The organism is Achromobacter sp. GQ309 (assembly GCF_059759315.1).
The window spans coordinates 224,826-244,665 of sequence record NZ_JCAXDP010000007.1; the positions used below are offsets into that span (position 1 = coordinate 224,826).

Here is a 19,840-nt window from a genome sequence, read left to right on the forward strand (position 1 = left end):
AGGATCAATCAATGGAAACCGAACTGGAAGGCCGCCTGCTGGCCATGCGCCAAGCACTGGCGATTGCGATCGCCCTGTCGACCCGCAGCAGCCCCCAGGCCACCGACATGGCGCTGGAACTCCTGGGCGACCTGAAGGCCAATCTGGACAACACGCCGGCCGACAGCCCGTTCGGCAAGCCGGAATGGGTGGTGGGCGCCCACGACGAACTCGACGGCATCGCCCGCCTGGTTCGGGCGTTTACGCAAACGCCTGAACCGGACGACGACGGGCAGTAGACATGCGTCGAACTCAGGCCAAATAACCTCCAACTGGCCTGACCACCAGACGAACAGCAGTGGATTCCCTCACATCGTTTTCCCTGAAAGCGGCGGTTTCCCCTTTTGTTTCAAGGGCGAGGTGCCTATATTGGTGGCCTGACCACCAGGCCAACCCTTTGCGCAGACCGCCCGATGAGCACCTTTCAAGCCGTCGCTGTCACTCGTCTGTATCGCATGATCGCCGACCAGATCGCGGGACGCATCCGGGCCGGCGACTTTCCGCGCGGCCGGCGGTTGCCGTCAGAGCGGGACCTGGCCGAACAATTGCAGGTCAGCCGCGCGTCAATCCGCGAAGCGCTGATCGCACTTGAAATCGAGGGCTACGTCGAGGTCCGCGTCGGCACCGGTGTTTTCGTGGCGGACAAGGAAGGCGGCGGCGCGGCGTGGGGCGCCGGGCCGAACGCCAGTGCGGCGCAGAGCACCGACGACATCGGGCCGTTCGACCTGCTTGAAGCACGCCTCCTGATCGAACCCGAATGCGCCGGCATGGCGGCCCAGCACGCCACGTCCGCCCAGCTTGCGGCGATCCGGGAAGCCCATGAGGGCATGTCGCTGACGGAGTCACCCGGTCGGCACGACCGCGAATTCCACGGCGCGATCGCCGCCGCCTGCGGCAACGCCGCGCTGGCCGCCGCGGTGGGCCACCTGTGGAACCTGACCCAGTCCAGCTCGGTGTACCGCCGGATGCAGGACTACTTCGTCGACGCCAAGGTGTGGGCCGTCGCCCACGCCGAACATCAGCGCATCCTGACCGCGATCGTAGCGCGCGACCCCATGCGGGCGCGCCACGCCATGCACGCACACCTGCTTGGCATCCTGGCGCGATTGCGCGAGGACTTTGGCGACGTTTCCAACCCCCGAGGCGATCTATGACGACACCCACCCTGTCCATCAACGGCAACCGGCTGTGGCAATCCTTGATGGATCTTGCGCAGATCGGCGCGACGCCCAAGGGCGGCAACTGCCGCCTGGCGCTAACCGCGCTCGATGGCCAGGGGCGCGATCTGGTGACCGGCTGGATGCGCGATGCCGGCATGACGGTGCGCGTGGACCAGGTGGGCAACATCTTTGCCCGGCGCGCGGGCCGCGACGACAGCCTGCCGCCTGTCATGACGGGCAGTCACATCGACACACAGCCCACCGGCGGCAAGTTCGATGGCTGTTATGGCGTGCTGGCCGGGCTTGAGGTCATCCGCACCCTGAACGACGCGGGCGTGCAGACCGACGCCCCGCTGGAAGTGGCGATCTGGACCAACGAGGAAGGCTCGCGCTTTGTGCCGGTCATGATGGGATCGGGCGTATTCGCCGGCAAATTTCCGTTGGAAACTGCGCTGTCGGCCCGCGACGCACAGGGCATCAGCGTGCGCGACGAGCTTGCCGCCATCGGGTACGCGGGCGCAGATCCCGTGGGCGGCCGCCCCGTCGACGCCTATTTCGAGGCGCATATCGAGCAGGGCCCGATCCTTGAGCACGAGGAAAAGACCGTCGGCGTGGTGACGGGGTCGCTGGGGCTGCGCTGGTACGACGTCACGGTGACCGGCATGGAAATGCACGCCGGTCCGACACCGATGGCAATCCGCCGCGACGCGCTTTTTGCCACGAGCTTCCTGCTCCAAGCGGTCGTGAACATCGCCAACACCCATCAGCCGCATGGACGCGGCACGGTGGGCGAGATCCACGCATTTCCGGGATCGCGCAACGTGATCCCGGGCCAGGTGCGTTTCACCACCGACCTGCGCCACGAAGACGAGGCGACGCTGGACCGCATGGACCAGGATTGGCGGCGCGTCTGCGACGACATCGCCGTCGCGCATGGCGTGCGTGTCGAGGTGAAGGATGTGCAGTACTTTCCGCCGACGCCGTTCGATCCCGATCTGGTCGACAAGGTGCGCAAGGGCGCCGCGAACCGTGGTCTGCCCGCGATGAACATCGTCACCGGCGCCGGACACGATGCCGTCTACATGGCCGCCGTCGCGCCCACCGCCATGATCTTCGTGCCGTGCAAGGACGGCATCAGCCACAACGAAATCGAAGACGCCCGGCCCGAGCATCTGGAGGCCGGGTGCAACGTCTTGCTCGACGCCATGGTGGCGCGGGCCAATGGCGCCAGTCAGCGCCCTGAATGATTTTCCTAAGCCGTAGCCAGCACGCCTGATTCGTCCAACAAAAAATGCAAAGGGGAAAAAACTTGCAGCCGGACACTCACCGCACCGCAGCCGACGACCGCGCCGCCCTCGCCGCCCTGGCGAAGCACCATTGAATTCTCCGCATTGGTGCGCGGCGCCTTAACCAGCACCTGAACGAAGCATTGTTGCAGCAGCTCCACCCGCAGTACCCGAGAAACGCAGGTGGCATGAGGTTTGCTTGATTCGGCACGGCTATCGCCGCGTCCAGGCGGCCGCCTGTCCGACCCTTTCCAGCCCGGAGGCTCGCAGTGAAATCGAAAAACTGGTTTTCCCTAAGCATCGGCGCATTGGTCCTTGCGGCCGCGCTGCCCGCCACGCAGGCGTTCGCCCAGACCAAAGGCGGCACGCTGAACATGATCGTGCAGCCCGAACCGCCGGTCATCGTGACGGCCATCAATCAGCAGGGGCCAACGCAATTCGTTGCAGGCAAGATCTACGAAAGCCTGCTGACCTACTCCACCGACTTGAAGCCGCAACCTGGCCTGGCGAAGTCCTGGGAAGCCGCCGCTGACGGGCTGACCTACACCTTCCATCTGCAGGACAACGTGAAGTGGCATGACGGCAAACCGTTCACGTCCGAAGACGTGGTGTTCTCGCTGGCGGAGATGCTGCCCAAGACCCATGCGCGTGCCCGCGTCATCCTGAACAAGTTCGTCGATTCCGTGACGGCGCCGGATGCCAAGACCGTGGTCATCAAGCTGAAGACGCCGTTCCCGGCCTTCATGCTGATGTTCGAACCCGGCTTTGCGCCGATGATGCCCAAGCATCTGTACGCCGGCACGGACTACATGACCAACCCCGCCAACCAGAAGCCCGTGGGCACCGGCCCGTTCGTCTTCAAGGAATGGAAGCGCGGCGAATACATCAAGCTGGCGCGCAATCCCGACTACTGGAAGCCGGGCAAGCCCTATCTGGATGAGCTGGTGTTCAACGTGATTCCGGATGCGGCCTCGCGCGCCGTGGCCTTTGAGCGCGGCAGCGTGGACGTGCTGCGCGGCGGCGACGTGGACAACGTCGACATCAAGCGCCTGCGCGGCCTGCCCAACGTGGAATACACCACCGCGGGCTGGGAGATGTTCTCGCCGCAGGCCTACCTGATCTTCAACATGCGCAAGCCGCCCTTCGACAACCTGAAGGTGCGCCAGGCCGTCATGGCCGCGATGAACCGCAACATGGTGGTCAACAACATCTTCTTCGGCCTGGGCAAGGTGTCGACCAGCCCGTTCGTGACGACCGAGATGTTCTACGACAAGAACATGCCGCCGATGCCGTTCGACATGAAGAAGGCGCGCGCGCTGATCAAGGAATCAGGCATCAAGCCGGGCGACTACACGATCCGCCAGTTGAGCTTTCCGTATGGTTCGACCTGGGACCGCCTGGGTGAATACACCAAGCAGGCGCTGGAACAGCTTGGCTTCAAGGTGAATGTGGAATCGACCGACGCGGGCGGCTGGGCCAGCCGCACCGGCAACTGGGACTTCGACCTGACCACCACCTTCACCTACCAGTACGGCGACCCCGCGCTGGGCGTGCAGCGGCTGTACATCTCGTCGAACATCGTCAAGGGATCGCCCTTTGCCAACGTGCAGGGATACAGCAATCCCGAGACCGACAAGCTGTGGGAGGCCGCCGCCTCCGAGGTCGATCCGGCCAAGCGCCAGGAGCTCTACACCAAGATCCAGACGACCCTCGTCAACGAGGTGGCCAACGGATTCCTGGTCGACATGGAGTTCCCCACCCTGTCTCGCGCCAACGTGAAGAACCTGGTCAAGACCGCCATCGGTCTGAACGAGTCGTTCGACGACGTCTACATCGAGAAGAAGTAAGCGCTGCCGATGCGCCGCCGTGGGTTTGACCTGCGGCGGCGTCCCGCTGCGCGATGGGCCCGCTTGCCGCCGGCAAAGCCCGTCCTGAAAGGACCCGAGCATGAGATTCCTGTCTTTCCTGCTTTCCCGCATCGGCAAGGCCCTGGTGGTGGTGCTGGGCGTGGTGATCATCAATTTCTTCCTGATACGGCTGGCGCCCGGCGACCCCGCCGCCGTGCTCGCCGGCCAGGCCGGTGCGGGCGATGCCGCCTACGTGGACCAGCTGCGGGTCGCTTTCGGGCTGGACAAGCCGATCCTGATGCAGCTCCTGCTTTATCTGAAGGGCGTGGTGCAGCTGGACCTGGGCTTTTCGTACCGCAACCACGTGCCGGTGCTGGACCTGATCGTCGAGCGCCTGCCCGCCACGTTCCTCCTGATGTCGTGCGCCTTCGTGTTTTCCATCGTGCTGGGCGTGCTGCTGGGCGTGGTGGCGGCCAAGGCGCGCTACCGCAACAAGCGCCGCTGGATCGATAGCTCGGTGATGACCGGCGCCCTGCTCCTGTACGCCACGCCGCTCTTCTGGCTGTCGCTGATGGGCATCCTGCTGTTTTCGGTGGTGCTGGGCTGGCTGCCGGCGTTCGGCATGGAAACCGTGGGCGCCAACCTGACCGGCTGGGCGCGCGCGGGCGACATCGCCCTGCACCTCATCCTGCCGACCGTGACGCTGGGCTGCTTCTTCATGGCCGTCTATGTGCGCCTGACCCGCGCGTCGATGCTGGAAGTGATCGGCATGGACTTTGTGAAAACGGCCCGCGCCAAGGGCGTGAGCCCCAGCCGTGTGATCCGCGCGCACGTGCTGCGCAACGCGCTGCTGCCGGTCATCACGTTTGCCGGCATCCAGCTCGGGCAGATGGCGGGCGGCGCGGTGCTGACCGAAACCGTCTTCGCGTGGCCCGGCATCGGACGCCTGATGTTTGACGCCCTGCTGCAACGCGACTACCAGCTTCTGCTGGGCATCTTCCTGGTCACGTCCATCATGGTCGTCGTCTTCAACCTGTTGACCGACGTGCTGTACCGCCTGATCGATCCGCGCATCGGCGCGGGTGCGCAGCAAGGAGCCTCCGCATGAAGTCATTCGCCCAACGTTACATGCGCAATTACGGGGCGGTGGCCGGCCTGGTCATCATGCTGATCGTGGTGGCCGTGGCTCTGGCGGCGCCGCTGCTGTACGAGGAATCGCCATGGATGATGGTGGCCGATCCGCTGATCCCGCCGTTCACCAATGCGGACTATCCGTTCGGCACGGACATGCTGGGCCGCGACATCACGGCCGGCCTGGTATGGGGCGCACGCGTGTCGCTGATGGTCGGTTTGCTGTCGACCGCCGTGGCGCTGCTGTTCGGCATCCTGGTGGGGTCGGTGGCCGGCTATTGCGGGGGCCGCGTAGACGACGCGCTGATGCGTTTCACCGAATTCTTCCAGACCATTCCGCAACTGGCGATGGCCGTGGTGCTGGTCGCCATTTTGAGTCCGTCGGTGTATTCGATCATGGGCGCGATCGCCGTGGTGTCCTGGCCGCCGGCCGCGCGGCTGGTGCGGTCGGAGTTCATGACGCTCAAGCAGCGCGAATTCGTGCAGGCGGCCATCGTGATTGGCCAGACGCCGGCGCGCATCGTGGGCACGCAGATCCTGCCCAATGCCATGTCGCCCATCATCGTGTCGGCCTCGTTCATGGTGGCGACCGCCATCCTGACGGAATCGTCGCTGTCTTTCCTGGGCCTGGGCGACCGCAACCTGATGAGCTGGGGCTTCATGATCGGCGCGGCGCGCACGATGATCCGCGAAGCCTGGTGGATGAGCGTGTGGCCGGGCGTCGCCATTTTGCTGACCGTGCTGGCCATCAACCTGATCGGCGAAGGCCTGAACGACGCCCTCAACCCGCAACTGCGCAAGCGCGGCGAATAGGAGGCCGGCATGAATCCAACCTCAGAATCGACGCCGCTGCTGTCCATCCAGAACCTGACCATCGCGCTGCCCAAGGGTGGCGATCGTCCCTACGCCGTACAGGACGTCTCGTACGACATCCGCGCCGGGGAAATCCTGTGCATCGTCGGCGAATCCGGATCGGGCAAGTCCATGAGCGCCAACGCCATCATGGGACTGCTGCCCGACTACCTGACGCCGCAGCAGGGCCGCATCCTGTTCCGCGGCCAGGACCTGCTGCAGCTGGACGAGCCGGCGCTTCAGGCCATGCGCGGCAAGGACATGGCGATGATCTTCCAGGAGCCGCTGTCGGCCCTGAACCCGCTGATGACGGTGGGCGAGCAGATCAGCGAGGTGATGCGCGTGCATGACGCCTACCCAGGCGCCGAGCGCCTGAAGCGCACGCTGGAACTGCTGGAATTCGTGGGCCTGCCGGACCCGGCGACGCTCTATCACGTCTACCCATTCCGGCTGTCAGGCGGACAGCGCCAGCGCGTCATGATCGCGATGGCGCTGGCGCTGGAACCCGCGCTGCTGATCGCGGACGAGCCCACGACCGCGCTGGACGTGACGACGCAGGCGCAGATCCTGGCGCTGATCGCGCGGATCCAGAAAGAGAAAGGCATGGGCGTGATGTTCGTCACGCACGATTTCGGCGTGGTGGCCGAGATCGCCCATCGCGTGGCCGTCATGGAGAAAGGCATTCTGGTGGAGCAAGGCCCTGCCGACGAAGTGCTCAACCGTCCGCGCCATCCGTATACCCAGCGCCTGATCGCGGCGGTGCCTCACCGGCGCGGCGAGGAGCGCGCCGGGATCGCGGACGACAGACCGGTGCTGGAAGTGAAGGACCTGAAGAAGACCTACGTGATCGGCCACGGCTGGCTGGGCAACAAGCGCGAGGTGCGCGCGGTGGACGGCGTGAGCTTTGCCGTGCGGCGCGGCGAGACGCTGGGCATCGTGGGTGAATCGGGGTCCGGCAAGTCAACGATAGGCAAATGCCTGCTCAAGCTTGTCGGCATCAATGGCGGCCAGTTGCTGTTCAACGGGCAGGACATCGCCACGCTGCCCGAATCGCGTTTTCGACCGATGCGGCACGAAATCCAGATGATCTTCCAGGACCCGTTTGCCTCACTCAACCCCCGGCACACCGTAGGCCGCATCATCAGCGACGGCCCGGTTGCCAACGGCGTGGCGCGGGCGCAGGCCGAGGCCCGGGCGCGCGAGCTGCTGTCGCTGGTGGGCATGGATCCGTCCGCCTTCGATCGCTATCCCAACCAGTTTTCGGGCGGCCAGCGCCAACGCATCGGCATCGCGCGCGCCCTGGCGCTGGAACCCAAGGTGCTGGTGGCCGATGAATCGGTCTCCGCGCTGGACGTATCGGTGCAAGCGCAGGTGCTGCAACTGCTGCACGACCTGCAGCAGCGGCTGAAGATTGCGCTGGTGTTCATCACCCACGACCTGCGCGTAGCGGCGCAGATCTGCAATTCGGTCCTGGTCATGCATCGCGGCAAGGTGGTCGAGTACGGGTCGCCTGCCCAGATCTTCGACAACCCGCAGCATGCGTACACGCGCCAGCTGATCGCCGCGGTGCCGGGCCAGCATTGGGACCCGACCAAGGCGCAGGCCGCCTGACCGCCATTCCGTCATCGCCATTCAGGAGAACCGCTTATGCAACGCCCCGCCGCAATCCCCACCGTGCAGATCGACAACGAGCAGGTCACCGTCACCGAGTGGCGTTTCCCGCCGGGTGGCGAGACGGGCTGGCACCGCCATGGCATGAACTACGTGGTGGTGCCGCAGACCACCGGCCCGCTGCTGCTGGACACCCCCACCGGCCAGGTCACCAGCCAGCTCACCACCGGCGTGGCGTACTACCGGCCGGTCGGCGTGGAGCACAACGTCATCAATCCCAGCGACACGGAATTCGTGTTCGTCGAGATCGAACTGAAGCGGGCATGAGCCCCGCGCATCTGGCATTGACCCGGACGGTCTGAGCGAGGATATCCATGAAGGCCTTTTTTTCCGAAGAACAGCTGCTGCATTCGCCCCGCCAATTCATGCGGCTGGGCCGCATCAGCGCCCCGACCGACCTGCCGTCGCGCGCCGAGAACCTGCAGCAGGCGCTGGCCGCCCGCGGCATCAAGGTCGAAGCGCCGGCCGACTATGGACGCAAGCCGCTCGAACACGTCCACAGCGCGGATTACCTGGATTATCTGGAAACGGCCTTTGCGCGCTGGCAGGCGTTGAAGGCGCCGGGGGTCGATCCCGGGCCGGAGGTTCTGCCGAATCTCTCGCCGTACTACAACGGCCGCATCGATGCCGCCGGGCGCGGCCCCTGCCCCTCGCCGTCCATCGTGGCGCAGACCGGGTACTACCTGAGCGACCTGTCCTGCCCCATCGGGCGGCAGACATGGCGCTCGGCGCTGCGGTCCACCCATAGCGCGCTGGCGGCGGCGGATCATGTGGCGGGCGGTGGCGGGGTGGCGTATGCGCTGTGCCGGCCGTCCGGCCACCACGCCCATCGCGATCGCGCGGGCGGCTTCTGTTACCTGAACAGCAGCGCCGCCGCGGCCAGCCGGCTGCTGCAAACGTGGTCAAAGGTGGCGGTGCTGGACGTGGACGCGCATCACGGCGACGGCACGCAGAACATCTTCTACCAGCGGCCGGATGTGATGACGGTGTCGCTTCATGCCGACCCGGCGGGCTATTACCCCTTCTACACCGGCTACGCGCACGAACGCGGCCACGGTGCGGGCGAAGGCTACAACCTGAACCTGCCGCTGGCGCACGGCTGCGGCAACGCGGAATTCCTGCAGGCGCTGGACACGGCGCTGGACGCCTTGGCGGGCTATGCGCCCGAGGCGCTGGTTTTGCCGCTGGGGTTCGACACGTACAAGGACGATCCCATCAGCGTGCTCCGGTTGGACATCGACGCCTACCGCGACATCGGCGCGCGCGTCGCCGGTCTGGGCGTGCCGACCGTGGTGGTGCAGGAAGGCGGCTACATGGTCGAGGCGATCGGACCGGCGCTGGACGCGTTTCTTGAAGGATTCGACCGTGGCGGCAAGTGACCATGCCCGGGGGTGCGCAAAGGCGTGCATGAGCACGTGCGCCGGATGAGCGCCCTGACCGGATCAACGCCCGCGCGCCAGACCGGCATCCTGCTGTTCTTTGCGGCGCTGGTGGCGTTTGCCACCTTCGACGCGGGCGCCAAGCAGTTGCTGGAACGCTACCCCGCGCCCTTCCTGAACGTGATGCGCTACCTGGCGGTGGTGACGCTGGCGATGGGCATGCTGTGGCGCCATGGGCGCGGCCTGCGCCTGCGCGACGCGCCGGAAAAGCCGCTGCTGGTGCTGCGCGGCGTCATGCTGGCCACGGTGGCCACTTGCTTCATGACCGCGCTGATCTGGATGCCGCTGTCCGAAGCCACCGCCATCTACTTCACGGCCCCGCTCATCATGGTGGCGCTGTCGCCCTGGATGCTGGGCGAACGCGTCCGCGCGGCGCAATGGGGCGCCGTGGCTGCGGGGTTTGGCGGCATGCTGCTGATCGTGCGGCCCGGCGGCGACCTGCCTCTGCTGGGCACGTTGCTGATGGCGGTGTCCGCCGTCAGTTACGCGATCTTCCAGGTGCTGACGCGCAAGCTGTCGAACAAGGTGCCGGGGCCGGTGCAGTATGCGTACACCGCGTTCATCTGCCTCATCGTGACGGCGCTGCCGGCGCCCTTCTTCCTGCCTGATCCCTGGCCGGGACCGGCGGACATTGCCCTCATTCTTGCGCTGGGCGCGTGCAGCGGACTGGCGCAGATCCTGCTGATCGCCGCCTTCCAGCGCGTCCCGGCCGCGACGCTGGCGCCGCTGAACTACTTCCAGTTGCTGCTGGCGCTGGGCTTCAGCACGTTCTGGTTCCAGCGCCCGCCAGACGCGCTGGCGCTGGCGGGCATGGGGCTCATCATGGCGGCCGGGGTGTTTCTGGCGCTGCGCCCCCTTAAAAGTCCATCGACGCCGACAGCATGAACGTGCGCGGCGCGCCCAGCGCCAGGCTGGAGAGCTGCGGCATGCCCCAATAGGCCTTGTTCGTCAGATTGTTGATGGCGGCGCGCAGCACCACCTGGCGGTCCGCCACCTTCGTGGCGTAGCGCGCGCCGATGTCGTATGTGGTGCGCCCGCCCACCGACAGCGAGTTGTCCGCGCTGATGTATTGCTTGGACACCGAGGTCGCGTTGGCCGTCAACGTCAGCCCGTGCACCGCCGGCACGTCCCATTCCACGCCAAGTTTGCCCTGTAGCCTCGGGATGCCGGTGGCCTGCTTGCCCTCGTTGGCCGCGACGGCCGCTTTCGTCACTTTGGGATCGATGTAGGCGACGCCGCCGATCAGGCGCACGCCACGCAGCGGTTCGCCGAAGAAGCCCCATTCCACGCCCTGGTTGCGCTGCTCGCCGCCGAACGAGAACATGTTTGTGACCGGATCGGTGTAGCTGCTGGGGCGCTCGATTTCAAACAGCGCCAGCGTATGGGTGAAGTCGCCCAGGTCGACCTTCAGGCCGATCTCCTTCTGCTTGGTCTTGAAGGGCGCAAAGAGCTCGCCTGCGTTGGCCGCGGTGGCGGGCGCGGACTGACCCTTGGAGAGGCCCTCGATGTAGTTCGCGTACACGGAAATGTTGTCCGTCGCCTTGACGAGCAGCGCGGCGGCGGGCGTCGTGGCGTGGGCGTCATAGCGGCTGGTGCGCGCGCCGGTGGCGACGCTGAAGCTGTCGGTGCGGACCTCCTGGCGGCGCGCGCCCAGCGTCAGTTGCACGCGGTCCTCCGCAAAGGACAAGGTGTCGGCCAGGCCATAGCTGATCATGCGCGTCTTGCTGTGCATGATGGGGGGAAAAACGCCGGCGGGCGCCGGACCCCAGACGGGGTTGTAGATGTTGGTGACCCAGTCCGCGCCGGGCACCGAGCGGCGGCCGTAATCGTGTTGATCATCGGAGTAGTACGTGGCGTTCAGCACCCACTGATGCTTGATCGCGCCGGTCTGCAGTTTGCCGCGCAGGCCCGCGTCGCCGGAGGTCTTGTCCACCTCCATGTTGAGTTGCCCCATCGACGTGCGGAAGTCGCCGGCATCGTTGAACACCTGCGCCGACATGGCGCCGCTGTAGGTGTATTCGGAACGGCTGGTGCCGATGGCCGCGTACGCCATCAGCTTGTCGGTGACGTCGAATTCGCCGCGGATCATGGCGCCGCGATCCTGGTTCTTCACGTAGGCCCAATCCGGGTTCAACAGGGTTTCGGGTTTGGGCGGCTTGGGCACGCCGATGCCGGGCGCAAGGTTGATGCCGCGCGTCACGCCGTCGATGCGCTCATCGGTGTCGTACAGATCGGCGGAGATGCGGACCCGCTCGCCGCGCCAGTCCAGGCCCAGCGACGCCAGTTGCGCGCGCTTTTTCTGGTCGTCGACGGGACCGTTGCCGTTGCGGTACATGCCGTTGAACCGGATGCCGAACTGCTGTTTCTCGCCGAAGCGCCGACCCATGTCCAGGTGCCCGCCGAACTGCGCGTCCGACATGTAGGTGGCCGTCAGGCGCGTCAGCGGCTCGGCGCCGGCGCGCTTGGACACCAGGTTGACCGTGCCGCCGACCGAACCGCCGGGAGGCATGCCGTTCAGCAAGGCGGACGGGCCCTTCAAGACCTCGATCCGCTCGAACATCTCGGGCGACGTCCGGTAGTAAGGCGCCATGCCGGCCAGCCCGTTGAACGTCATGTCGGTGGTGGCGGACGAGAAGCCGCGGATCGAGTAGTTTTCGCTCCACGCGCCCGACACGCCGTTGCTGAACACCGACGGGTCGGTGCGGGCGATGACATCGGTGATGTCCTTGGCCTGCAGGTCCTCGATGTACTTTTCCGTGTAGTTGATGACGGAGAACGGCGTGTCCATGAAGTCCTTGTCGCCCAGGAAGCCTACACGGCCGCCGTACGTGACCTGGCCACCGGCGTAGGGCGTTGACGGCGCTTCCTGCGCATCGGCCTGGCCCGTAACGGTCACCGTGGGCAGGGTCTTCACACCCGTCTCCTGCTGCGCCCACGCCGGCGTCGCAACCGCGGCGCCCAGCGTAAGGCCGAACACGGCGGCGACGAAAGGGTTCAAGGAAAAGGCGGGCTTTGCCTGCCCGGCTAGCGGCGAAGGACGTGCGACGCGGCCGCTATGGCGACGTTTGCTCATGGAATGCTCCGTTCAGTTGAGCTGGGATCGCCCGGCAATCCGGGCGACTGGGAATCATTTACGTTTGGATCGGCAATGACGCGCGGGGCGTCTTGAGGAATCAGTTCCGGTAAGGCCTCATGACTTCGTCGATCATGAGATGCAGCGACTTCACGCTGGCGGCAGTGACATACCAGGCTTCGGCGTCGGCAAAGACCACGCCGCCGTCTTGCCACGCGGCCGTCTGACGCAGCAGCGGGTTGCCCAGCGTCTCGGCGTTCAGGGCCGGCCGGCGTTCCATCACGGCCGTGCGGTCGACCACGTAGACGATGCCCGGGTTCGCCTGCTGGATGAATTCGCTGGAGATCGGCTGGCCATGCAGGCCGCCATCGGCCAAGGGACTGGCCGGTTTCACGCCCAGCGCCTTGAAGATGAAGCCGTAGCGGGAATGCACGCCGAACGAACTGAAGGCGCCGTTGTTGTGCAGCACGACGAGGGCCGTTTCCGGACGGTCGCGGATGAGCGCGCGGGCCGCTTCAACCTTGGCGTCCAGATCAGCCGCCTTCCTGCGGGCAAGGTCCTCCTTAGCGAAAATGCGCCCCAGCGTCAGCAGATGGTCCTTGACGATCTCGATGTGGTCGGCCTGACTGTCGCGGTAGTCCACGTCGAAGTGGACGGTGGGCGCGATCTGGCTCAGCTCCTTGTAGTGGTTCGCCTGCAGCGAGGTGATCAGGATGAGATCCGGCTTTGCCGCGTGCACGCGCTCCAGATTCGGCTGGACGATGGCGCCCATGTCCTGCACGTCGGGCGCGTCGCGGTAGCGGACCAGGAAGTGCGGCACGAAGTCCTTGGGCATGCCCACGACGGGGACGCCCAGCTCGTCCAGAAAATCGACTTCGTTCATGTCCAGGGCCACCACGCGCTGCGGCAGCCGGTCGATCACGGTCTCGCCCAGCTTGTGTTTGACGGTGATCGGAACATAAGCATTCTGCGACGGCGCATCCGCGGGTGCCGCGGCGGCCGTTGCCGCGGCGGCCGATGCCGCCGCGGCCTTGGGCGTGTCCGTGGCTTGCCCGCAGCCGTGCAGCGCCGCTGTTGCGGCCAGTGCCGCGGCTAGCAGCAGCGCCCTCGGCCAGTGGGACAGGATCATTTCAGTTCTCCAGGGGGATTGAAGTAGTTGCACAGGCGACCGCGATCGCCCTGCGTGATCTCGAAATCCAGTCCATACAGTTCGCGCAGCCGGTCTTCGGTCATGACCTCATGCACCGCGCCCGCGCAATGCACCACCCCGCCCTTCAGCGCGACGACATGGTCCGAATAGCTGGCCGCGAAGTTGATGTCGTGCACGACCAGGATCACGGTGCGGCCGTGGTCGTCGCACAGGCGGCGCAGCGCACGCATGATCTGGACTGCGTGCCGGATGTCCAGGTTGTTCAGCGGCTCGTCCAGCAGCAGGCAATCGGTCTGCTGCGCGATGGTCATGGCCATGAACGCCATCTGCCGCTGGCCGCCGCTCAGCTCGTCCAGGTAGGCGCGGCGCAGCGGCTCCAGCGATAGAAACGAGATGGCCTCGTCGATCGCCTGCATGTCCTGCGGCGTCAAGGCGCCGCGGCTGTAGGGAAAGCGCCCGAATGCCACCAGGTCATCCACCGTGAGCCGCAGGTTGAAGTCGGGAGACTGGCGCAAGGTTGCGACGCGCCGCGCGTAATCGGCGCGGCGCATGTCCGCCACGTTGCGGTCGCCGATGAAGACGTCGCCCTGCGTCGGTTCCATCAACCGCGCCATCATCATCAGGAGCGTGGTCTTGCCCGCGCCGTTCGGGCCGATGAGCGATGTCAGCTTGCCTTGGGGGAACTGCAGGCTCACGTCGCGCAGGACCGCTTTCGCGCCATGGATTTTGCAAAGATTTCTGGTCGTGATCATGCGGCGCCCCGCGTGCGCGCCATCAGCGCGAGAAACCAGCCGCCGCACACCAGGTTGACCAGGATCCCGACGGTGGTCTTGTAGTTGAAGATGTGTTCGACCGCGAGCTGGGCCAGGATGAACATGCCGACGGCGATGGCGCAGCCGGTGGGCAATGTGACGCGATGCCGGCGTGTGCGTGCCAGGGCATACGCGGTGTTGGCCACGAAGATGCCCATGAACGCCGTGGGTCCCAGCAGGCTGGTGGAAACGGCAACCAGCACCGCGATCAAGGCCAGATGCAGTTGCACGGCCCGCGGATGGTCAACACCCAGCGACATGGCCTGGTCACGCCCCAGCGACAGGACGTCCAGCGTCGGCAATTGCCTGCGTCCGGCCAGGCATACCGCGGCAACAACGGCGGCGGATGCCAGCAACTGCGCCGGCTCGGCCTTGCCGAACGAGGCCTGGGTAAAGCCCAGCAGGATCGAGAACTCGCCCGGACTGGTCTTCAGTTGCACGAACTGCGTGAAGGTGCCGATCACCATGGTCAGCACCAGTCCCACCAACAGCAGGAAGTACACGTTCTGCCTGCCGCGGCGGAACAGCCAGCGATGCAGAATCCACGAATACGCCAGCATCACCAGGACCGAGACCAGGAAGTTGGCGTTCGGCCCCAGCAGCACCAGGCTTTGCGTGCCCAGCGCCAGGATCAACACGGACTGCAGCAGCAGGTACACCGCCTCGTAGCCCATGATGGCGGGCGTGAGGATCCGGTTGCCGGTCAGTGTCTGGAACACGATCGACGACCACGCGATGCAGACGCCGCCGATCACCATGGCCGCCAGCCGCGCGAGGCGTTTGGGGATGACGTAGCCGAAGTCCAGGCCCGACCGGAAAAACAGGAACACCACGGCCAACGCGATGACCGCCATCCAGACCGCGTTCCGGGAAGCTGCGCGCATCATCGGTGCTTCCAGAGAATCAGCGCCAGGAACAGGACGCCGCCCACGCCCCCCGCCGTCAGGCCAATGGGCACTTCGAACGGATAGATCAGCACGCGCCCCAGGATGTCGCAGACCAGCAGCAGCGACGCGCCGCCCAAGGCGACGACGGGCAGCGTGCGGCCCAGGTTGTCGCCGTAGTGGAGCGCGACCAGATTGGGCACCACCAAACCCACGAACGGAATCGCGCCCACCGTGATGACTGTGGCCGACACCGTGACCGCCACCAGCATCAGGCCCAGCGCGACGGTGGCCGGATAATTCAGCCCCAGGCTTGCGGCCATGTCCTCGCCCATGCCGGCCACCGTGAAGCGGTGCGCATACAGGTACGTCAGCACGACGATCAGCAGGATGAGATAGATGATCTCGTAATTGCCCTGCACGATCTTTGAGAAGTCGCCCAGCAGCCAGCCCTGCATGCTTTGCAGGATGTTGTTGCGATAGGCATGGAATTCGGCCAGCGCGCTCAGCACACCGCCGAACATCAGCCCCATCACGGGCACCAGCACCGTGTTCTTGAACCGGATGCGGCGCACGATCATGACGAAGGCCAGGCTGGCTGCAAAGCAGAATGCCAGCGCAAACGCCATCCGCCCGCCCGGCCCCATCGACGGCGCCACCGTCAGCGCAACCAGGATGCCCAGCTTGGCGGCGTCCAGCCCGCCGCAGGTGGCGGGTTCGACGAACTTGTTGCGCACGATGTGCTGCAGGATCACACCGCACACCGACAGGCCGACGCCCGTCAGCACCAGCGCGGCCAGCCGAGGCAGGCGGCTGGCGGTCAGCGTCAGCCACGCGTCGCCGGACAACGTAAACAGCTGCGTCCAGGACAACTGCCGCGCCCCGACCAGGAGGGACGCGCCGCACAGCATGACGAACAGCACCGACAGCCCGGCACGCATCAGACGCGGTCTCCGGCGATGCGCCAACCCTTGGCGGCCTCGCGCTGCGTCAGGAATTGCGCGTACCGCCCGCCGCTCGCGCGCAGCGCCGCCGGCGTGCCCGCTTCGACGATCCGGCCGTCCTCCACCACCGCAATCTCATCAGCCATCGCCACCGTCGACAACTGATGCGCAATGACCACCAGCGTCCGCTTGCCGCGCAGGCGCGCCAGCGTGCCGGCGATGACGGCCTGATTGCCCGCGTCCAGCGCCGCAGTGGCCTCGTCCACCAGCAGGATGGGCGCGTTGCTGATCAGCGCGCGGGCGATGGCGATGCGCTGGCGCTCGCCGCCCGACAGCCGCGCGCCGCCCTCGCCCACCGGTGTGTCCATGCCCTGCGGCAGGCGGGCGGCGATCTCGTCCACGCCAGCTTCGCGCGCGGCTTGCAGGACATCGGCATCTTCACTGCCCGGCCGGCCGGCGCGGATGTTGTCGGCAATGGTGCCGGTAAAGAGATAGGTGTCCTGGAATATCTGGCTGATGTGGCCGGCCAGTTGCGTGCTGGCGATCTGCCGCACGTCGACGCCGCCGATGTGCACGCTGCCTTGCGTCACGTCGAAGAATCGCGCGATCAGCCGCACCAGCGTGGTCTTGCCGGACCCCGATGCGCCGATCAGGGCGACCATGCTGCCCGGCGCGATGCGCAGGTTCAGGCCGTGCAGCACGTCGGGCGTGTCCTGCGCGTAGCGAAAGCGCACGTCGCGCAATTCGATGGACGCGTCGCGCGGCGTCTGCGGTGCGGCGGGCTCCGGCAAGGGCGCCGCCGCAAAAAGCGCGTCGATCTCATCAAGCTGGGCGCGCGCGCCGCGCAGCACCTCGCCGTAGCCGGCAACCTCGAGCAAGCCGTCGATGTAGCGCACCGCCAGCAGCATCGCGACAACGGCGGCCACCAATTCCCCGGTAGCGGCGCCGGCGGCGAGCAATCCGTTGAGCCACAGAGCCGCCGCGATCAGCAGGGCGGCAAAGACGGCCTGGACCGCCCAGACGTTGAGGACGGCCGCGGCCGCCGACCGCCAGATCAGGCGCGTGCCCGATCGGCGCTGCGCGTCGAGGGATTGCTCGATGTGCCGCATGCCGCCGCCTTCCGCGCTGAAGGCGCGCAGCACCGACTGCGCCTGCGCAAACTCCACCACGCGCTGGCTGGTTTCGGCAAAGCGCCGATGAAACTCGGCGTCGGCGCGCCCCGCCAACCGCGCGGTCAGCGCCAGCACGCCCGCCAGCAGCGGCAGCGCCGCCAGTGCGATCAGCCCCAGCAGCCAATGCTGCGCAAACAGCGCCGCCACCAGCACGAGGGGCGCCGCCACACCTGCGACGAGCGGCGTGAAGACGTGCGCGGGCAACTGGGCCACGGTCATCATGCCCTGCGTGACGACATGGCTGAGACGCGCGGTGTTCTGCGGCGTGAACCAGCCGACAGGCAGGCGCGCCACATGGTTGCCCAGCCGATGGCGGCCAGCCTGCAGGATGGCGACGCCCACACGCACGCCGGCCCGTTCGACCGGCAGGCGTAGCGCCCCGCAGCACACCACCCCGGCGAGCACCGCAGCCAGCCACGCAGCGGCCTGCCGCGTGTCGCCGGCCAGCAGATGCGTAAGCAGCGGCGCCGTGGCCGCCATGGTCAGCCCGCAGGCCAGCCCGTAGGCGGCCGCCAGCCACCCGTAGCGGCGCAGGAAGGCAACGTCGTTGCCAAGCAGGCGCACAAAGGTCGTCAGCATGCCGGCTCCTCTTGCGCCGTCGCCATCGCATGGCCGCCCTGCGCCCATAGCCGCGCATAGCAGCCGCCTTGCGCCAGCAGCGCGTCGTGCCGCCCCTGTTCGGTGATGGCCCCGTCTTCCAGGACCAGGATGTGATCGGCATGCACCACCGTGTCCAGCCGGTGCGCGATCACCAGCAGCGTGCGACCCCGCGCAAAGCGCGACAGCGCCTCCTGGACGGCCGCTTCGTTGCCTGCATCGGCTGCGGCCGTGGCCTCGTCCAACACCAGCACGGGCGGATCCAGCAGGACGGCGCGCGCGATGCTCACGCGCTGGCGTTCGCCGCCCGAGAGCTGCGCGTCTTCGCCGATCACGGCGTCGTAGCCGCGCGGCAGGGCCAGGATGCGTTCGTGGATGTTTGCGGCGCGCGCGGCGGCTTCGATTTCCTGCTGGGTGGCGCCCGGCCGGCCCAGCGCGATGTTGTCACGCACGCTGGCGTGGATGAGCCGCACCTCCTGCAGCACGAAGCCGATGCGCCGGTAGAGCTGCGCGCTCTCGATCTGGCGCAGGTCCGCGCCGCCGAGTGTGATGCGCCCTTGCGCCGGGTCGAAGAAGCGCACCAGCAGGCGGGCGAGCGTGGATTTGCCGGCGCCGGACGGGCCGACAATGGCGGTCACCGTGCCGGGCGCCAGCGTGAACGTGATGCCGGACACGGCCTCGTGACCATCGCCGTAGCGGTAGCTGACATCCTCGAACCGCACTTCATGCCCTTTAGGAATCTGGCCGTGGCCGGCCGCCGGCGCCTTCAGCACGGGCGTATTCATCAGCGCCAGCACCCGTTGCGCCGCGCCCGTGGCGCTGCCCAGATCGTGCAACAGCGTGTGCAGCAACAGCATCGGCGCGCAGATACCCGGCGCCACCAATGCGAAAGGCAGCACGTCCACCGGCGCCATCCAATCCAGCGCCACGAACAGCGCGCCCGCGCCCAGCACCACGCCCAGAACAGTGACCGGCGCGATCAGCGCGTGGGCCCGCGCCATCGCGGCGACCAATGGCCGGGTGAAGTCGGCAAAAGCCGCGGCAAAGCCGTCCACCGCGTCCCGGTAGCCGCGATGCGCCTTGCCGGCATCGCCAAACGCCTTGACCACGGGTATGCCATTGACGAATTCGACGGTCGCGCCGTTGAGGCGGCCAAGGCGTTCCACGAACACCGGCATGTTCGCGCTGCCGGCCTTCATGGCCCGGCGCAGAAAGAGGAAGAAGCCCGGGAACGGCAGCAGCGCCGCGATGGCAAGGCGCCAGTCCTGCGCAAACAGGTAGACCGCCGACGCCGCGATGGCGCCGCCGGCGCGTCCCACCGCCGTGAAGAAATGCGCGGTGAGGCTGTGCAGCGTCGCCATGTCGTCCTGCAATGCCTGTTTGACCTCGCCGGAGGCCTGGTCCGTGAACCAGCCCAGCGGCACTTGCGCCAACCGCCTCGCGCCGGCCAAGCGCAGATGATGCGTGATCCGGTTGTCGGCAAGGTGGGCGGTCAGTTCGGCAGCCGACACCAGCGCCATGCCCGTGAACAGGCACGCGACGGCAGCGGCGACAGTCCACCAAAGCTCGGGAGCCGTTGGTTCGGGACCTTCCAGGATGAGGCGAGCAATGTGTGCGATGGCGGCGAGCGGCGCCAGCGTGAGCATGGTGCCAACTGCGGCAAGCGCGGCTGCGGCAATGAGTTGCCCGCGAATCGGGGTCAACACCAGGCTGAGCGGGCCGGGGTGTTTAGCGTGGGCCGGCGCGGCTCCGGAAGTGCTCATGAACGAAGTACCAGGACGAA

Annotated in this window: 18 protein-coding genes; 10 read left to right on the top strand and 8 right to left on the bottom strand. The window is 66.7% G+C overall.

Going from position 1 to position 19,840, the window contains the following annotated elements:
• Positions 1–11 precede the first annotated feature (11 nt).
• The 3 genes from AC6CIE_RS22265 (at position 12) to AC6CIE_RS22275 (ending at position 2,446) form a co-directional block, all read left to right on the top strand.
• On the top strand, positions 12–278 hold the full coding sequence (locus AC6CIE_RS22265) for a hypothetical protein (protein WP_175124017.1): 267 nt from the start codon (positions 12–14) through the stop codon (positions 276–278).
• Between the two features lie 174 nt (positions 279–452).
• The gene (locus AC6CIE_RS22270) at positions 453–1,193 is read left to right on the top strand and encodes a FadR/GntR family transcriptional regulator (protein ID WP_498094040.1); all 741 of its coding nucleotides are present in this window, start codon (positions 453–455) and stop codon (positions 1,191–1,193) included.
• Positions 1,190–2,446, top strand: coding sequence for a Zn-dependent hydrolase (locus AC6CIE_RS22275; protein WP_313065577.1), 1,257 nt, complete (start codon positions 1,190–1,192; stop codon positions 2,444–2,446). Before AC6CIE_RS22270 ends, AC6CIE_RS22275 begins: the two co-directional genes overlap by 4 nt.
• Before the next feature lie 5 nt (positions 2,447–2,451).
• Here the strand turns inward: AC6CIE_RS22275 and AC6CIE_RS22280 are convergent, their stop codons facing one another.
• Positions 2,452–2,646, bottom strand: a complete 195-nt coding sequence (locus tag AC6CIE_RS22280) for a hypothetical protein (RefSeq protein WP_451999709.1) — start codon at positions 2,644–2,646, stop codon at positions 2,452–2,454.
• A gap of 108 nt (positions 2,647–2,754) precedes the next feature.
• On the opposite strand from AC6CIE_RS22280, the gene AC6CIE_RS22285 reads away from it, so the two are divergent.
• The 7 genes from AC6CIE_RS22285 to AC6CIE_RS22315 all read left to right on the top strand — a co-directional run bounded on the left by AC6CIE_RS22285 (position 2,755) and on the right by AC6CIE_RS22315 (position 10,310).
• Complete coding sequence (locus AC6CIE_RS22285; protein ID WP_175124014.1) at positions 2,755–4,332, top strand: ABC transporter substrate-binding protein; 1,578 nt, start codon at positions 2,755–2,757, stop codon at positions 4,330–4,332.
• A 100-nt stretch (positions 4,333–4,432) separates the two neighbouring features.
• Entirely contained in the window at positions 4,433–5,440 is a 1,008-nt protein-coding gene (locus tag AC6CIE_RS22290) for an ABC transporter permease (protein WP_498094042.1), read from the top strand.
• Positions 5,437–6,276: an ABC transporter permease gene (locus tag AC6CIE_RS22295; RefSeq protein WP_056569649.1), complete on the top strand. Its 840-nt coding sequence runs from the start codon at positions 5,437–5,439 to the stop codon at positions 6,274–6,276. Before AC6CIE_RS22290 ends, AC6CIE_RS22295 begins: the two co-directional genes overlap by 4 nt.
• Before the next feature lie 9 nt (positions 6,277–6,285).
• Positions 6,286–7,926, top strand: coding sequence for an ABC transporter ATP-binding protein (locus AC6CIE_RS22300; protein ID WP_175138551.1), 1,641 nt, complete (start codon positions 6,286–6,288; stop codon positions 7,924–7,926).
• Between the two features lie 36 nt (positions 7,927–7,962).
• Complete coding sequence (locus AC6CIE_RS22305) at positions 7,963–8,253, top strand: cupin domain-containing protein (RefSeq protein WP_056569641.1); 291 nt, start codon at positions 7,963–7,965, stop codon at positions 8,251–8,253.
• A gap of 47 nt (positions 8,254–8,300) precedes the next feature.
• Positions 8,301–9,365 (top strand): histone deacetylase family protein, encoded by a 1,065-nt coding sequence (locus AC6CIE_RS22310; protein ID WP_498094044.1) that lies wholly within the window; start codon positions 8,301–8,303, stop codon positions 9,363–9,365.
• A gap of 45 nt (positions 9,366–9,410) precedes the next feature.
• Positions 9,411–10,310, top strand: a complete 900-nt coding sequence (locus tag AC6CIE_RS22315) for a DMT family transporter (protein WP_498094046.1) — start codon at positions 9,411–9,413, stop codon at positions 10,308–10,310.
• On the opposite strand, the gene AC6CIE_RS22320 is transcribed toward AC6CIE_RS22315, so the two are convergent.
• The 7 genes from AC6CIE_RS22320 to AC6CIE_RS22350 form a co-directional block, all read right to left on the bottom strand.
• Entirely contained in the window at positions 10,282–12,498 is a 2,217-nt protein-coding gene (locus AC6CIE_RS22320) for a TonB-dependent receptor (RefSeq protein WP_175138554.1), read from the bottom strand. The genes AC6CIE_RS22315 and AC6CIE_RS22320 overlap by 29 nt on opposite strands.
• A gap of 100 nt (positions 12,499–12,598) precedes the next feature.
• Positions 12,599–13,627, bottom strand: a complete 1,029-nt coding sequence (locus AC6CIE_RS22325) for a siderophore ABC transporter substrate-binding protein (protein WP_498094048.1) — start codon at positions 13,625–13,627, stop codon at positions 12,599–12,601.
• Complete coding sequence (locus AC6CIE_RS22330) at positions 13,624–14,400, bottom strand: iron ABC transporter ATP-binding protein (RefSeq protein WP_498094050.1); 777 nt, start codon at positions 14,398–14,400, stop codon at positions 13,624–13,626. The genes AC6CIE_RS22325 and AC6CIE_RS22330 overlap by 4 nt, the downstream gene beginning before the upstream one ends.
• On the bottom strand, positions 14,397–15,344 hold the full coding sequence (locus AC6CIE_RS22335) for an iron chelate uptake ABC transporter family permease subunit (protein WP_498094174.1): 948 nt from the start codon (positions 15,342–15,344) through the stop codon (positions 14,397–14,399). The genes AC6CIE_RS22330 and AC6CIE_RS22335 overlap by 4 nt, the downstream gene beginning before the upstream one ends.
• Positions 15,344–16,285 (bottom strand): ABC transporter permease, encoded by a 942-nt coding sequence (locus AC6CIE_RS22340; protein ID WP_498094052.1) that lies wholly within the window; start codon positions 16,283–16,285, stop codon positions 15,344–15,346. The genes AC6CIE_RS22335 and AC6CIE_RS22340 overlap by 1 nt, the downstream gene beginning before the upstream one ends.
• Positions 16,285–18,039, bottom strand: coding sequence for an ABC transporter ATP-binding protein (locus tag AC6CIE_RS22345; RefSeq protein ID WP_498094054.1), 1,755 nt, complete (start codon positions 18,037–18,039; stop codon positions 16,285–16,287). Before AC6CIE_RS22345 ends, AC6CIE_RS22340 begins: the two co-directional genes overlap by 1 nt.
• The gene (locus AC6CIE_RS22350) at positions 18,033–19,820 is read right to left on the bottom strand and encodes an ABC transporter ATP-binding protein (protein ID WP_498094056.1); all 1,788 of its coding nucleotides are present in this window, start codon (positions 19,818–19,820) and stop codon (positions 18,033–18,035) included. The genes AC6CIE_RS22345 and AC6CIE_RS22350 overlap by 7 nt, the downstream gene beginning before the upstream one ends.
• Positions 19,821–19,840 lie beyond the last annotated feature (20 nt).